This is a genomic window from Fischerella muscicola PCC 7414, assembly GCF_000317205.1.
Classification (GTDB): Bacteria; Cyanobacteriota; Cyanobacteriia; order Cyanobacteriales; family Nostocaceae; genus Fischerella; species Fischerella muscicola.
On record NZ_AJLK01000190.1, the window covers coordinates 1 to 16028 of the forward strand.

Annotated in this window: 16 protein-coding genes; 8 read left to right on the plus strand and 8 right to left on the minus strand. The window is 38.3% G+C overall.

The window, feature by feature from the left end; translation table 11 throughout:
* Positions 1-123: 123 nt before the first annotated feature.
* On the minus strand, positions 124-543 hold the full coding sequence (locus UYI_RS0129715; RefSeq protein WP_016870327.1) for a pentapeptide repeat-containing protein: 420 nt from the start codon (positions 541-543) through the stop codon (positions 124-126).
* A 708-nt stretch (positions 544-1251) separates the two neighbouring features.
* On the opposite strand from UYI_RS0129715, the gene UYI_RS0129720 reads away from it, so the two are divergent.
* Positions 1252-2145 (plus strand): NF038130 family PEP-CTERM protein, encoded by an 894-nt coding sequence (locus UYI_RS0129720; protein ID WP_235148044.1) that lies wholly within the window; start codon positions 1252-1254, stop codon positions 2143-2145.
* Positions 2146-2717: 572 nt separating this feature from the next.
* A complete protein-coding gene (locus UYI_RS0129730; protein ID WP_016870330.1) occupies positions 2718-3140 on the plus strand; it encodes a response regulator in 423 nt (140 codons plus the stop codon).
* A 22-nt stretch (positions 3141-3162) separates the two neighbouring features.
* Here UYI_RS0129730 and UYI_RS0129735 read toward each other — a convergent pair whose 3' ends face one another.
* Both UYI_RS0129735 and UYI_RS0129740 read right to left on the minus strand, forming a co-directional pair.
* Positions 3163-3342, minus strand: a complete 180-nt coding sequence (locus tag UYI_RS0129735; RefSeq protein WP_016870331.1) for a hypothetical protein — start codon at positions 3340-3342, stop codon at positions 3163-3165.
* 700 nt (positions 3343-4042) lie between these two features.
* Positions 4043-4549, minus strand: a complete 507-nt coding sequence (locus tag UYI_RS0129740; RefSeq protein WP_016870332.1) for an Hsp20/alpha crystallin family protein — start codon at positions 4547-4549, stop codon at positions 4043-4045.
* A 388-nt stretch (positions 4550-4937) separates the two neighbouring features.
* Between UYI_RS0129740 and UYI_RS0129745 the strand changes: the two genes are divergently transcribed.
* The gene (locus tag UYI_RS0129745) at positions 4938-6017 is read left to right on the plus strand and encodes a glycosyltransferase family 4 protein (protein ID WP_016870333.1); all 1080 of its coding nucleotides are present in this window, start codon (positions 4938-4940) and stop codon (positions 6015-6017) included.
* A 27-nt stretch (positions 6018-6044) separates the two neighbouring features.
* Here the strand turns inward: UYI_RS0129745 and UYI_RS33690 are convergent, their stop codons facing one another.
* Complete coding sequence (locus tag UYI_RS33690) at positions 6045-6563, minus strand: ATP-binding protein (RefSeq protein ID WP_016870334.1); 519 nt, start codon at positions 6561-6563, stop codon at positions 6045-6047.
* A 334-nt stretch (positions 6564-6897) separates the two neighbouring features.
* Positions 6898-7176: a hypothetical protein gene (locus UYI_RS0129755; RefSeq protein ID WP_016870335.1), complete on the minus strand. Its 279-nt coding sequence runs from the start codon at positions 7174-7176 to the stop codon at positions 6898-6900.
* Between the two features lie 182 nt (positions 7177-7358).
* On the opposite strand from UYI_RS0129755, the gene hpsL reads away from it, so the two are divergent.
* From hpsL to hpsP, 4 genes are all read left to right on the plus strand, one after another.
* Positions 7359-9026, plus strand: a complete 1668-nt coding sequence (hpsL, locus tag UYI_RS0129760; protein WP_016870336.1) for a hormogonium polysaccharide biosynthesis protein HpsL — start codon at positions 7359-7361, stop codon at positions 9024-9026.
* A gap of 102 nt (positions 9027-9128) precedes the next feature.
* Positions 9129-10139, plus strand: a complete 1011-nt coding sequence (hpsN, locus tag UYI_RS0129765) for a hormogonium polysaccharide biosynthesis glycosyltransferase HpsN (RefSeq protein WP_016870337.1) — start codon at positions 9129-9131, stop codon at positions 10137-10139.
* 126 nt (positions 10140-10265) lie between these two features.
* Positions 10266-11441 carry a hormogonium polysaccharide biosynthesis glycosyltransferase HpsO gene (gene hpsO / locus UYI_RS0129770; RefSeq protein ID WP_016870338.1) on the plus strand — a complete coding sequence of 392 codons (1176 nt, stop codon included), beginning with the start codon at positions 10266-10268 and terminating at the stop codon, positions 11439-11441.
* Between the two features lie 150 nt (positions 11442-11591).
* A complete protein-coding gene (hpsP, locus tag UYI_RS0129775) occupies positions 11592-12767 on the plus strand; it encodes a hormogonium polysaccharide biosynthesis glycosyltransferase HpsP (protein ID WP_016870339.1) in 1176 nt (391 codons plus the stop codon).
* A 41-nt stretch (positions 12768-12808) separates the two neighbouring features.
* On the opposite strand, the gene UYI_RS0129780 is transcribed toward hpsP, so the two are convergent.
* The 3 genes from UYI_RS0129780 to UYI_RS0129790 all read right to left on the minus strand — a co-directional run bounded on the left by UYI_RS0129780 (position 12809) and on the right by UYI_RS0129790 (position 14970).
* Positions 12809-13243 (minus strand): NUDIX hydrolase, encoded by a 435-nt coding sequence (locus tag UYI_RS0129780; protein ID WP_016870340.1) that lies wholly within the window; start codon positions 13241-13243, stop codon positions 12809-12811.
* Positions 13244-13409: 166 nt separating this feature from the next.
* Positions 13410-13862, minus strand: a complete 453-nt coding sequence (locus UYI_RS0129785) for a DUF3531 family protein (RefSeq protein WP_016870341.1) — start codon at positions 13860-13862, stop codon at positions 13410-13412.
* Positions 13863-14031: 169 nt separating this feature from the next.
* A complete protein-coding gene (locus tag UYI_RS0129790; RefSeq protein ID WP_016870342.1) occupies positions 14032-14970 on the minus strand; it encodes a Sll0314/Alr1548 family TPR repeat-containing protein in 939 nt (312 codons plus the stop codon).
* A gap of 366 nt (positions 14971-15336) precedes the next feature.
* Between UYI_RS0129790 and UYI_RS0129795 the strand changes: the two genes are divergently transcribed.
* Entirely contained in the window at positions 15337-16011 is a 675-nt protein-coding gene (locus UYI_RS0129795) for an ABC transporter ATP-binding protein (protein WP_016870343.1), read from the plus strand.
* Positions 16012-16028 lie beyond the last annotated feature (17 nt).

Genomic DNA, 16028 nt, shown 5'->3' on the forward strand with positions numbered 1-16028 from the left:
ATTTCAAAATATCAGAAACATTACAAAATTATTTCCATGCCCCCACTGAATCAGTGGACAGTAAACAAAAACCTGCTAATTGATAACTGATAACTGATAACTGATAACTGTTAACTGCTTGACTCACCCATGAATTGTGCCATCTGGCATGATTGCACCCTGCAACAAAGTTCCAGTTAAATATGCACCATACAGATTAGCTTTTTCTAAGTTGGCGGCGGTAAAGTCCGCATCTGTTAAGTCTGCCATTTTCAGAAGCGCTCCATGCAGTGTAGCTCCTGTGAGCTTGGCTTCAAACAGATTTGCTCCATTCAGATTTGCTTGTGTCAGGTTAGCTCCTGTAAGGTTGGCTCTAACTAGAGATGCTTCTCTCAGGTTTACTCCTGTTAAGTTGGCTTCGCTTAAATCAACTTCACTCAGAGATGCTCCTTGTAAATTCGCTCCACTCAGATTTGCTCCATACAAGTAACCACCGATGAGGTTTACACCTTTGAAATTTCTTTCTCCCGACTGATAACGTCTGAGAAGTTCATCTATATGCATTGCGATCGCTTTAAAACTCCTTTACTTTATATATAGTGTGGCTCACATCACAAAATGTATCAGTTATTTGTGTTACTTAATATTTCTGCTAAACAAAATATGATTATTAGTCAATAAATTCTTGATTACTTGGTAATGGGTAATTGGTGAGCCAGCGACTCTTACGCAGGGGGTTCCCTCCCCCAACCCCAAAGGGGGCCCCTAGCCCCCAATCCCCACTCCCTGTCGGTCGTGGGGGCCCCGAGTCCCCCATGAGCGTAAGCGCAAACCCGTAAGGGTAATTGGTAATTGGGATATGCCGCTCCAAAAGAAAAGAGCATCGCAGTGGGAATATGAAGTGATTATCCGGACTTGATATTATAAGCAAGATATAGCCAAAGTGTTTATTTATACTTTTTAATTAAGCATTTTAAGTATAATTTCTCAAAAAAACAGTTAGAATAGTTATATTTTTTGTCAGAAATTAATTGTAAATCTACGGCAGCTTTACCCAATTAAGTCTTCTGGTTTCTTAAACTGTGCTTATAGAAACACGTTGTCGTATTGAGACAGGGCGTAACCAGGGATAGCAGAAGAGTGAAATTTTTTACTTCTCATTTTTCGCATCTTATTACCGAATCCTACACCTGCAATTAAACCAACGAAAACAAAACATAAAAATGTTAATTATATCAAATTACACTTAAAAATCAGATGGAGATGACAGCAATGAAAAATACAGTCAAAAGACTTTTAATAGGTGCTTCAATGGTTGCTGGTATGAGTGCGATCGCCTCTTCTCCAGCACATGCGGTTAATTTTACTTTTAATAACTCCAACGAAATCAACACCTACACTGGTGGTTCAAACGGCATATTTATCGGCAAAGATACAACAGCAGCCACCAATGCACTGATAGATGGTGATGCTTCTTCTAATGTTGAACTTTGGTATAGTAGTGAAACTCCAACTGCTAACGTTGGTTTTACTGCCACAGAAGGAAACTACACCGCAACTGTTACCAGTGTCACTGCTGCTGACTGGAATAACTTTGTTTCCCAATGGCTAAATGATCTATTAAATGCCTATCAACCATTGCAATCTGTCTGGAATGCCTTTTCAGGCACTACCAAATCACTCATTACAAGTTATCTTCCTTCATTAGGGATGGGAGATCCTAACATTGGTGGTTTCCAATTCGGTGAAAATGGCGGTGTCCAATTACAATTGGTTGGTCACTTTGATTTGAAGACCAAACTGTTAGATCAAATTAACACTCTTTTAAAATTGCCATCAGTGCTGCTTCCACAGGCTCAGCGTACTGATCTCACAAATTTAAAAAATGCCTTAAATGCCTATCAAGGGCAAATAGCAGCCAGTGAAATTGCTAAGGTTGTAACTGGTAGTAAAACTTATTACGCTTATAGCTTTAGTGGTGTTGCATCTGGAATTACAGCCTCTGACGATGGCAAATCCTACAATGCAATTTTTAACTGGAGTACACCTGATTACGTTGCTAAAGTGCCTCCGAAATCAGTACCTGAACCCTCTGTTATGCTTAGTTTACTAGGTATTGTTGGTGTTTTTGTTACACAACGCCAGCTAAAAAAAGCACAGGCATAGTTAGAACTATCGTTCTCACAACAGAAATTTATAACAGGAGCAGCTAGCTCCTTTTTTTTATACATCTTTCTCAAATGTTGTTTTACCTTACCATACCCCTATTTTTGCAGCCTCTCCTGCCATTTTTGGGTTTATAGTCTATGCTAGTGGAATCTGCTTAGTACCAGGGTGTAAAAGAATATTTATGATCATTGTTAGTAGTTGGTAGTCTTAACTACTGAAAAGAGGGACAAAGTTAAATAGGAAGGGAAAAGCTTTTATCATCCTTTCTGGCAAACTCAAGTTCGTGATGGTTATTAGCACTAGCATCTAGAATACCCATCATGATGAGTTTTAAAAAAATGATAAATTTCCACATATTTCTCAATTTTTGCTTAAAGATTTTTATTGTACATTTAAATCGATGTTTTAAGCTAATATCTAGTAAGCATTATTAATCATGCAGCTAGAGATAATTCGTATAGTGATAGTATTTGTAGCTCATTTGTAATTCATTATTCTATTTTAAATGTGAAATTAATTAAACTTATGGCAAAATTTATTTACTTTTAGCCTACAATCATTAGGTGAAAATGACAGCCCAATTACTTAATATTAGACAGCAGTTTCCATCACATAGAGATAAAAGAATATTACTAATAGAAGACAATGACATCAATAGAATGCTACTCAGTGACTATCTCAGTTACTGTAAGTATGAAGTTCAAAGTTTACCCGAAGGTTCACAGTTTTTCTCCACCATAGAAAAATTTCAACCTGATTTAATCTTATTAGACCTCAAACTACCAGATATTGATGGTTATTCTCTGCTAGCAAAAATTCAACAGCGCTCAGACTTACAATACATACCTATATTTGTGGTTTCAGCATTTGCTTTTAAAACAGATCAGGAAAAAGCCATGAAATTAGGAGCTCGTCGCTACTTCGTCAAACCTGTAAACTTAACTGAGTTGATTCTGGCAATTGAAGAAGAGTTAACTTGCCAGTGTATATAAAAATTTTGTTAAAAATGGCTTTCTACTCATTTTTTTGCCTTGCTATAAATTCTTCAAAATTCTGACTAAGATTTTGTACAGAATTGCCAATTTGTGATATCTTTAGTTGTACTTGCGTTAGCATGAGCATTGCTGATTGTAATTCGTTAAGTGTTTCAGCAATAGCATCGCGATATTGATTCTCAAACTCGTCTATATTCATTTTTTCTCCTAATACAACAAATAAAGAATTAAGGTTAAAAATTCACTACGTATATGAATTCTCTTGTTATCATCATTGATTTAGCTGGAGTAACAAGGCAATAAGCTTCTCAGTACGAGCTTTTTACCTTATTCAAACAGCATAAGTATTTCATTTCACTGCACGAATGTTTAAGCTAAAAGTGCATACTTTAGATAATATAAATTCTAATTTAATTAGAGATTTTAAAAATCCGTTAATTTGCTTAATATTTTGTGAAAAAATAATATAAAAAATATTCAATATTAAGAGTTTAAGATAATTTTAACTTTATAAAAAATCTAAAAAATTAGGTTTTTTATAAAAAATTATAAATTACATCTACTAATAGACTGATCTTGCTCAATGAAAGTCAGATATTAATAGCTATAGTACTCAACCGCCAGATCCCCAACTTTTTTGGAAAGTCGGGGATCTGGTTCCTCGCATAGAGTCAGAACTGATGTGGTCGAGTAATAGGGCAGAGGTTGAAAACCCCCCGGCGACTGTTCGAGTTCTGTCAAAGAGATTGTTGTAGTAATCCATGCTACAAGGCGGTTTAATATAACCCAGGGTGTGACGGTTTACTACTTCTTTTAAGATACAAGGGTGTGTTAAGCTAAAGTCATAACACACCCTACTTAAGATTCACTTTTACAACAAGAGGTCTAATAATTCTCAGCTAGTTTTGAGAGTTAACTGTTTGAGCAGTAGTGTCTATGCTTTTCTCAGTATCAGCAGTACTTTCACCTAAATTAATTTTAACAACGCGATTGCGGACTTCTTCAACTTTGGGGAGAGTCAGAGTCAAGATACCATCACGAAAATCTGCTTGGACTTTGTCATTTTGCACAGCAACAGGCAAGTTAACGACGCGTTGGAACTTGCCATAACGAAATTCTGAATGCAGATAATTGGCATTTTCAGACTGATGTTGACGCTGACGTTCCCCTGCGATCGCTACAGCATCACGAGTCACCTGTATATCCAAATTTTTAGCTACTACACCAGGTAATTGTGCATAGAAAACCAAGTTATCACCTGTATCAATTAATTCTACAGCAGGAATCCAAGTAGTTGATGTATCGCTTGTTTGGGCAGTTTGTGCTGACAATTCATCAAAAACTAAATCCATTTGCCGACGCAAGTTTTCTAGTTCCCGGATTGGTTGCAAGTAGCGAATCATCATAATATTATTCACCTTTGCATTGATAACTAGATTGTTGTTTTATTTTAGACTCAGCAGTTTTTCGCTTCCTGGGACTGCTGACATTCACAATATTGCCCCAAGTTTTATGTAGTGAAAATCCAGACAATACGAATTAGAGAGTGCGGTTTTGCACACCTGGTAATTGAAGTTAGAATTCGGAGTTGTTTAGTAGTTAAAAGATAAAATTTCAATATTCTATAAAAGATTTATCTAGTATTAAGTACGGTTCCTTCTACTTGGTGTGTAGTGTTTACAGGTCTTTACGATTAAATCTATATTTCTGCTAAATTATAATCAAAACTCTTATTCTTCAAAGACAAAATCAAATCAATTCTTTGAGCTATTTCTTAACAACTAGGAGATTGACATGCGAATTGCTCAAATTGCTCCTTTGTGGGAGAGAGTTCCTCCTCCCGCATACGGTGGTGTTGAGTTGGTTGTTGGTTTATTGACTGATGAATTAGTCCGGCGTGGTCATGAAGTTACGCTATTTGCCTCAGGAGATTCGATCACTTCAGCCAGATTAGAGTCTGTTTATCCTCAAGCTTTGCGTTTAGACCCTAATGTTAAAGAATACAATGTTTACGAAACTTTGTTACTAAGTCGTGTATATCAACAGGCACAGGAATTTGACATCATTCATTCTCATGTAGGTTATCCAGCTTTAATTTACGCAGATTTTGTCACAACTCCCACAGTTCACACACTACACGGTATATTCACCCCAGATAACGAAAAAATTTTTTCTACAAGTTACAAACAACCTTTTGTTAGCATATCTAATGCTCAGCGAGAGCCAAAATTGGGGCTAAATTATGTCGCAACTGTCTACAATGGCATTGATACAGACAGCCATCAGTTCTATCCTCAACCCCAAGATCCCCCCTATCTGGCATTCTTAGGACGGATGTCTCCAGAAAAGGGACCGCACATCGCGATTGAGATTGCTAAACGAGTGGGTATACCACTTAAAATGGCGGGTAAGGTCGATCAGGTAGATACAGACTATTTTGAGAGCCAGGTTAAACCTCATATTGATGGCAAGCAGATTGAATTTTTAGGTGAAGCTAGTCACTCACAGAAAAATGCACTCTTAGGTGGGGCCTTAGCAATGCTATTCCCCATCACATGGCGTGAACCTTTTGGATTGGTGATGATCGAGTCGATGGCGGCTGGAACTCCTGTAGTTGCAAAACCCTTAGGTTCAGTGCCAGAAGTTATTGTGGATGGTAAGACAGGCTTTTTGTGCGATCGCATTGAAGATTTTGTAGAGGCAATCAATCGTATAGGAGAAATCGACCGTCGTGCTTGTCGCGCTCATGTAGAACAACATTTTAGCGTGAAAAGCATGGTGGACGGTTATGAAGCTGTTTATCAGCAAATTCTCGGTGAAAAATTTGCACGCAATGGTTATTCTCGCACTCTCGCAAGTCAACTAATTAAATAGTGATCACGCTGAACCTTTGCTGTATTCTCAGCCGAACACCACCCAGTCTACTACTTGAGCCTCGGTAATATCCGGCACTTCTAAGCGATTCTTCATCCGGTAAAGTACTTTTTCTGGTACTTTTGCCGGGCGATCGCGATTTCTGCGTAGTAGTTCTGGCCAAGGTGCTTCCAGGTAGACAATGCGAATCCTAGCTTGATAACTAGCAAACAGACGAATCACCATACCGCGTAATTGGCGACTGATATTAGTTGCATTCCAAACAAAAGATTGTCCACTTCGTAGATATTCTTTAGCGATCGCTTTCGCTGCATTCGTTACTACACCTTGGTCGTCTTCAGGATCTATCCCCAACTTCCACCGCAGTTCATCAAGGGAAATCACCAGGCTATCTGGTAGATTTGCCTGAATCCAAGTATCTTTACCCGCACCAGGTAATCCTGACATGATCACCACCTGTAAGCGTGTATCGTCGTAGGCTTGATAATCTGGGTTGCCATCTTCTTTTTGAAAATAAACAAACCGACTATGTGCTGATGGAAACATGCGCGGTTGCTCAAAGCAGTGATTTTCCTGACAAAATTCCCTAAAAAAATTAATTAGCTCTAATAATTGTGCTTGATCGTTGCAGTGACGCCCCCGTACGTCTGCTTCCGCATGATAACGCGGGTCTTGGGGACAATCAGCAAGCGATCACAACCAGTTAAATTCTGCTTCTAGTGCAGTCCAATTTATTGACCAGTCGGTTTCGTGGGGACAATGAGGAAAAGACCACAACATAAATAATCCTCTGTAAATGTATGTTTGAGAAATCGAACACAGATGCACACCGATTAACACAGATGGATACAGATAGATTCTGAGTTGTGCCTTCTAGTCACTACCCAAACAAATCAGCACCAGGGCGTAGTAAATTTGGTATAATCGGACGATTCAGCCAATGTCCATCCGATTGTTTGATGGTGGTTAAAAAGCTGGAACGTACGTATTTATAACGAGCTATTACTGTATTATCTGGTTCAACTTTGATGTATAAACCTTCCATCAGAGAACTTAGGTCAGTTTGTTTGAGCGATCGCTCGACATCCAGCCCTTTTTCCTGACATACTTGACGCAAACGTTGCAAATGTCCAGGCGTTTGATAATGGGATTCAGCCAATAGCTCAACGAGTTGCTGATAAGATTTTGTGAAATGGTATAAACTGCGGGCGGTATTGTGGCAAAACTAAATGCTTTGCCGAACTCACATTTATTTACTTAGAAATAATATTGTATATTTATTTACGTTCTCATACTTCAAGGCTATGATCAGCTATTCAAGGGACGTATTGATAGCAAATCATGCCGAAATCAAAGCAAAAATCCCAGAAAAAGAAAAAAACAAATCAGAAAAATAAAAAAACAAAAAAGCAGAAAAAACAGGAAGTTCCGACTCTTACTCTCAAAGAACGTTTAGCCCAAAAACGCAAAGCAGCACAGGCACGTCAAGAACTTATTAATACACTTACTCCTGCCATTGGTGGTGGTTTATTCCTTGGTTTTATTCTTTTTTTAGTAGCTGGAATTAAGGCGGCTGTCCCGGCAGTAATGGGAATAATAGTTATGTCCCTTGCCTACAAATATCCCCGCCAAGCTTTGTTTGCCTTTATTTTTTATGTGCCCTTTGGCGGAACTATCACCTACTACATTGGTAATAGCCCTGTATTACAATTAGCTAAAGACGCTTTCTATGTTCCTGCTTTAATTGCAATTTGGCAAAATTGCCGCAAACAGAAACTACCTATAATTATTCCTGAAGGAATTAAAACCCCACTATATATTCTATTAGGCTCATGCATAATCACACTGTTATTTGTAAATGGTGGACAGCAGTTCAACCCGCCTCCTGTTGGACTTTTTAAAGAAGCACCCAAAGAAATTCCTCTTGGTATGGGAATTTTGGGGTTAAAAGTATTTTTAGGCTATGTACCTCTGATTGCTTGTGTTTATTATTTGATTCGTAATAAGCGGGATTTTCTATTTGTTTCACGCTTACAAATCGTTTTAATACTTATTGCCTGTTTGCTAGGATTTATTCAATATTTATTATTATTAACTGGCATATGTGAAGGTACGAGAAATGCAGTTGGCGCTGCTTTATTTAAAGCTTCATTGGAAGCACGATGTTTTTTTGGCGGTTCACTAGTTTATAGCCCTAGTCAAGGAATGATTCGCTTACCAGGAACATTTGTTGCACCTTGGCAATGGGCATGGTTTCTCATTTCTAGCACATTTTTTACTTTTGCAACTGGCTTTAGTGACCCTTCAATTATTTGGCGGATTATCAGTTTAGCTTCAATGGCATCTGTATTTATTAATGCAGTTATCTCTGGACAAAGAATAGCTTTAGCTTTAGTACCAGTGTGTTTTGTGATGTTACTTGTACTGACTGGTCAAATTGGTAATTTGAAAAAGTTTATTCCTATATTTGGAGGACTAGCCCTACTTTTGGGAATTGCAATAGTTAGTAATCCCACCGTTGTCCAAGAGAGAACAGATAGTTTTGTAGCCCGTTGGAATGCTTCGCCTCCCTATGAATTTATAGTTCAACAATTTGAAGAGAATTGGAAAAGCGTAGATAGCCCATTCGGAAGTGGTTTAGGTCGTGCTACTAACTCTGCCCGTGCTATGGGACCAACTAAATTAGTAGAAACCTATTATCCGAAAGTTCTTTATGAAGTAGGAATATTTGGGTTATTAGGATTCATAGTTTTAGTCACTACCTTAACAATTATTTGTTTCCGGCAGTATCGATTGGTAAAAAACCGTAATTTCCGCAGTTACGGTGCTGCTATGTGGGTGTTTATATTGTTTATTAGTTACAACACCTATTACTATCCTCTGGATGTTGATCCAGTTGCTGTTTATTATTGGTTTGCTGCTGGCATTCTTTTAAAATTGCCGATTGTAGACAAAATGGAAAGACTGCAACAAGCACAAGCCGAAGGGGAGACAGGGGGAAAAAGGTGATGGGGTGATGGGGAGTGTGGGGAGTGTGGGGAGAATAAATATTAACAAATGACCACTAACCACTAACCACTAACCACTAACTACTAACAAATGACTATTAATATGAATTTACCTTTTATTTCTGTAATTATTCCAACTTATGGTCGTGAAGAACCACTGCGAGACAGTATAGTGGATGTATTGAAACAAGACTACTCGAATTTTGAAGTTTTAGTAGTAGATCAAACTCCAAAACACGAACTAGAAATTGAAGCTTTTTTATCAGAACAAGCAACAGCAGGTAAAATTCAATGGTTTCGTTTAAATTGGGCTAGCTTACCAGGGGCGCGCAATTATGCAGTGCGACGCGCGAAAGGAGAGATAATTTTATTTATTGATGATGATGTAAAGTTAAATTCTGGATTTTTAACAGCTCATGCCAAAAATTATCTAGATAAACCAGAGATAGGGGCTGTTGCTGGGCGAGTTTTTGACAGAATGAAAATAGCTGATACTGTCCAAGGAAGAACACAGGGAGATGCACCTTACAAGAGTATTGAATATTTACCTCCCCAGGCAATGGATCCTGGTATTGCTTGGTATTACATAGATTTAGTGCATACAGTCAAACCCCAAGAAGTTCTGACAGCAAGGGGTTGTAATATGTCATTCCGTCGCGAGATTTTTACCAAGCACCGACTACATTTTGATGAGAGATTTCGCGGTAGTGCAGTTCGAGAAGAATCCGATTTTTGTTTGCGGTTACGACAAACAGGCTATAAGATTTGGTACGACCCAGAAGCTAGTTTAGTGCATTTAGGGGAAGAGACAGGGGGCTGTCATGATATTAGTATGCGATCGCTCAAATATCAACTTACCTTCTATCACAATCATTTCTTGCTGGGTTTGAAAAATCTTACTGCTAGTCAAGCTTTACGTCTTTACGCCCGTTTATTTGATTGTCACGTCTTAGGACGTCCCCCTTGCCACAAAAGTGGTTCCCCCATCAAAATCTTTACCCGTACCATTTTCTACACTTTGGGTTTTGCGAAAGCTTTAGGAACAATCATCCAATCTCTATGGAATGATGGACAAATTTACACTCATCTAGATAAACAAGTTGAGAGTATTTAAAGTTGATTGTTGATTCTTGGTAGTTGGTGGATACTTAGTAAAAAAATCATCAATTCATACGAATTCTCTATATAAATACTCTGCGTTACTCTGCGCTCCTCTGCGTTTAAATTATCATCTTATTTTATGAAAATTTTAGTCGCTAGCCATACTTATATCGTAGACCTTAACTGTGAAAAATTACGCGTTTTATCTCAGTTAGAACCCAACATTGAGGTAACTGTTGTAGTACCAAAAAAGTGGCAGCCTGGAGGAGTTCAAAACAAAATTATCGAATCAAAATATCGTGAAGAAGGTAGATTTCGCATCGTACCTGTTTCTAATTTTAGTCAAAATCATCAAGGATTGTTGACTTTTGGTACAGATTTAATATCTTTGTTGCGACAGTTTCGTCCCCAAATAATTCAAGTAGAACAAGCTTCTAGAAGTCTTGCTTATGCTCAAATGATTACCTTAAACAAATTATTAGGCTTGAAAGCAAAAAACTTGTTTTTTACCTGGTGGAATTTACCATACGAATTAAAATTTCCAGCTGCTTTATTAGAAAAATATAATCTGCAAAATAGTCACGGTATTATTTCTGGCAATCAAGACGGTGCTGATATTTTACGTCAACGTGGATACCAAGGTCCTATTAAAGTTATGCCTCAATTAGGTGTAGATGAACGTGTATTTCAACCCCAACCTCAACCAGAATTAGCTAGCCAATTAGGTATTCAACCCGAAGAATTTATTGTTGGGTTTGTAGGACGCTTTGTCAAAGAAAAAGGCTTGTTAACCCTGATAGATGCTTTAACCCTTCTACCAAAAGATAAACCTTGGAAATTACTGCTACTTGGGCGTGGAGAATTGCGAACAGAGTTAATGAATAAAGCCACGGAAAACCAAATTCAAGACAGAATAATCATAGTAGAAAGCATACCCCATGATCAAGTTTGTAGATATATCAACTTAATGAATACCCTGGTACTACCATCAGAAACAACATATAAATTTAAAACATTAACTGCCATTGGTTGGAAAGAACAATTTGGTCATGTATTAATCGAAGCAATGGCTTGTCAAGTCCCTGTCATTGGTTCTGATTCTGGTGAGATTCCTCACGTAATTACTGATGCTGGTTTAGTATTCCCTGAAGGAAATACCCAAGTCCTTGCTAATTGCATCCTCAAACTAATAGAAAAGCCAAACTTTGCCCAAAGCTTAGGTGAAATGGGCTACCAAAAAGCAATGGCACAATATACAAACAAAGCTTTAGCAAAACAACAACTAGAGTTTTATCAAAAATTACTCCATCATTAAAAACTATGACATCAAGCCACACGTAAAACATATCTGTGTTCATCTGTGTGCATCGGTGGTCGAATAATAAAAATATATTTTCTCAACCTTAATTCATAGTTAAACATAAACTTTAAAATCAATTATTATGACTAAGAAAAAATATAACTTATGCATATTCTACAAATAGTCCCTTCCATTTCCTTAATTTACGGTGGGCCTAGTCAAATGGTGCTAGGATTAGCCCCGGCGTTAACTAAAGAAGGTGTAAAAGTAACTGTGATCACAACTGATAGTAATGGTGATAATGGTCAAAAACCTCTAGATGTCACCTTAAATGTTCCTATTCAAAAAGATGGTTATGAAATAATTTATTTTCGTTGCGCCCCTTTTCGCCGCTACAAATTTTCTCTTGATTTATGCAACTGGTTAAATCGCCACGCCCAAGAGTTTGATGTAGCCCATATTCATGCACTTTTCTCTCCTATTAGTAGTGCTGCTGCGGCAATTTGTTGTCAACGAAAGCTACCTTATATTTTGCGCCCTTTAGGTACTCTTGATCCAGCCGATTTACGAAAGAAAAAATTCCTGAAACAGATTTATGCTGCCATATTAGAACGTGGCAATATAGCTAATGCTGCTGCACTTCATTTTACTAGTGTTCAAGAAGCGAAAATTTCAGAAAGATTTGGAGTATCAACACGAGATTTAGTAATTCCCCTGGGTGTTATTCCTCCTAAGAAAGATGAGGAAAATTTGGTACGAAAGCAGTTTGGTATTGCTGCTAATCTACCATTGGTTTTGTTTATGTCACGAATTGATCCAAAAAAGGGTTTGGATTTATTAATTCCTGCTTTGGAAAACCTTTTAGCTGAAGGGTTAAATTTTCACTTTGTTCTAGCTGGAACTAATCCCCAAGATCCAGCTTATGAACAAAAAATCAAATCACAGATAGATAATTCTAGCTTGCGATCGCACACTTCGATTACTGGTTTTGTCACTGGCGAATTCAAATCTAGTCTACTGCAAGCAGCCGATTTATTTGTCTTGCCTTCATACTACGAAAATTTTGGTATCGCTGTCGCTGAAGCAATGGTAGCAGGAACACCTGTAGTAATTTCAGATCAAGTACATATTTGCCAACAAGTGCATGAAAGTCAGTCAGGATGGGTAACTACAACAGATGTGCTAGCAGTGACTGAGTCACTGCGTACCGCTTTGCAAAACCCTACGGAATGTCAACGGCGGGGATTAAATGCGAAAGACTATGCATTGCACAACTATAGTTGGGATGCGATCGCTCGTCAAACCATCCAAGCATACAAGCAAATTTTAGTCAGTAGTTAGTTGTTTCTAACAACTAACTACCATCAACCAACAACAAATTTTTATAAAAATTCTAAAAACTGCTCAGGTACTAATCTCAATTCTCCTGATTTACAGCGAGAAATATCAACCCAAAGCGCCTTTTGAGGATGATGATATGTCAATTCAGTAAAAATTAATTCCTGAAGCTGGTAAAACTTTTGCTCGACAAAATCGCATTCATAAACTTGGACTATTTCATGCCCTGGCTTACCTTCAAAAATATATATATTCTCTAAACAACCCCGATAACGAATATTAGTTAATTCTGCTTGAATTTCTTCTTGAAACTCTCTTGCCAAGGCGGCGCGGCTAGTTTCACCAAATTCAATGCTACCACCTAATGCCCGATAATATTTTTGCTGCTTAATAGAGTCATATCCTTCACAAACAAATAGGCGTTTTTCATACTGAATTAGTCCGAATACTTTGACACGGATTTGTTGAGATTTATTCATTAATTCAAGAGATAATATCACTTCCGACTAATTGCTTACGATATAAAGCATGGGCATTGAGCATTGGACATGGTGAAAAAATAACCAATTATCACCAATTACCAATTACCGATCTCAACAGAGAATATAAGTCTTCAAGCAGACACGATATAACTAATTTTTGTTACTAGTTATCATATATAAACGAAGGACGACTGTCACTTTCTTCGACAGGCCAATCCTCATTTTCGCCACCGATGTAAACTTCATCAATAGTGACGTATTCTACACCCAGCTGTTGGAGGGCGTTAATGAGAATATCTAAGGCGATCGCATCTGAAGTTCCCAAGTCAAACCAGCAGCGTCCCCATTGACCCTGATACTCAAACTCACCTTTGTTGTGCATCAGTGCTAACAAAGTTCTATCATACGCATCAGAGTCATAGTTCATATAGCTGATATCTAACCCCGTTTCCTGTACCTGGAGATTTTCAGCATTAAATGCGCCCAGTTTACCCATGTAAAACCAGGAATCAAAAAGTTCTTCTACGTACTCCTTTTCACGTTGTGAAGGTACAGTACTGAACTTCAGCCAAATCCACAAATCAAAAGGGTTAAATTCACGAAACTGTATTTTCATTACTTAAAATTGCTTAACAGAATCTTACTCAAAGCTACCAAACTAAATTATAGGTGAGTCAGACAAGAAAATTTGGACAAAGAAAAGTTCGTAGTAAGCGCTTTAGCGCTTAAAATTTTAAGGACTAAAGTCCTTACTACAAACTAATCAAAATTAATAGCACAGTCCACTACCTTTGAGCGCGAGCAATATCCTGTGCAGTTTTGCGGCGTTCGCGTTCAATTTGTTTTACCAAACCTGCTGGTAGTTGAGATTTCTTCGCCAGTGCTTGGTCAAAATTTCTTACCGCCTCCTGTAAAAGTTGTTGATTTTTCTCTTTTCCTGCCATTCCCCGCAAAATTTGGGCTTTCAGGTAATATACTTCTGGATTATTCGATGTCGCCTTTAAAGCACGATTTGCATATTCCAGTGCTTGGTTGTACTGTTTTAAATCTCGATACCCATAGGCAATACCCCTATCCGCCAAGTACTCAGGCCCAGCATTTTTGTCTAAACGTTCAATTGCCTGCTGAGGATTGGCAAAAGGCAAGTTTACAGCTAGCATCAAGTCCATGTAACCCTTGAGTAAATTGAGTTCTGGATCGTTGGGAGAAATTGCCTCTGCCTTATCTAAATACTTATAGACTTCTTGTAACTTACTTAATGCCTGTGTAGCACCATTGACTGTACCTTGACGGCGAACCAGTGCTGCTCCCTCTAAGAAATGACCAACAGCAGTGTAAATATTACCACGCAAGGAGTCACTCGCAATTAACTTTTGCCCAATTTCTAGAGTTTTTTTGCTGTAAGTATCTAGAGTTGTCCAATCTTTGTTGGTGTATGCTAGTGATGCCTTCATTGCATAGGCTAAAGGTTCATTAGGTTCGCTGACTAATGCCTGTTGCAGGTAAGCCTCTGCTGCTTTGTAGTCTCCCTGTTGGAAAATAGCTTTAAAAGCTGCCTCTGTTTTGTCACCTATATTACGTGCTTCTTTTGTGCGAAAAGGATCGGCAGCAACAGCAGGATTAACCCATACATTTAGAACTAAAGTCGCTGCAATACCAACTTGGACGAAGGTTTCAAGCTTAGTAGACCGAATTGCTTGCACAGATGGAAACCATTTACTCATTGTTGTGTTTCCTTCATAATGATTACTGTTGAAATTGTTTTATATGTTACCTAGAATTCAAAAAGACAAACGAAGACTAAAGGGTGTTTCGGAAAAATCTTTGTATACAGTTTGACTGACTTGATGTTAACGGGTTCCCATATCTTGTTTTAGCTGGTGTTCCAAAATAAGTTTGCCACAATAAAAACAATTGGGAGCGATCATTTCTGTTGCTCTTAGAATTTAAAGAAAAGCAGAATATTTTATAGCTGCTAAATATTTACTATGTAAGCATAGCTAATGTCCTGTTAAGTTTTTCAGGACTTAGCAGATGCAAGCGTGTGTATTTAATAGATATGTCCTAACTCTTTTTGGTAGTCTTAACAAATGCTCTATCTCAGAAATGTAGTTTACCACCCCACAGCTTGTCCGACAGCGATTCTCAAATCAATTAATCTGGACTTGGCACCCCAGCAGTTGGGTTTGATTATTGGGCCAAGTGGTTCTGGAAAAAGTACGCTACTCGAAATTTTATCCGGACTAGCTGAACCAACATCCGGTTCCGTTGCTTGGCACGAACAAACCCTGACTGCCGAAGAGTTACAACAATTAGCGGGTTTAGTATTTCAGTTTCCCGAACGGCATTTTTGCGGTGGTACGATTTTAGAAGAATTACGCTTAGGACATCCAGAGTTAGGAACACAAAGAGTTAAAGAAGCGTTGCAAGAGGTGGGATTAGAGCATTTATCATTGGCTACATCACCCCAGGCTTTGAGTGGAGGCCAGCAGCGACGTTTAGCCCTAGCTGTGCAATTAATTCGTCAACCACACTTATTATTACTTGATGAACCTACCGCCGGCTTGGATTGGTCGATGCGTCGGCAATTAGTCAATTTGTTAGCAAAACTTAAAAAAGATTGGACACTGTTGGTAGTAACTCACGATGCTGGGGATATGTTAGCAGTCGCCGACCGTTGCTGGAGTATCAAACATGGTGAACTAGAGGCTATTGACCCTTTGACACTCACAAGCAAGGTTGAAGAACCCCTCTCAGTAGTGTGATTGGGGATCGGGGAGAT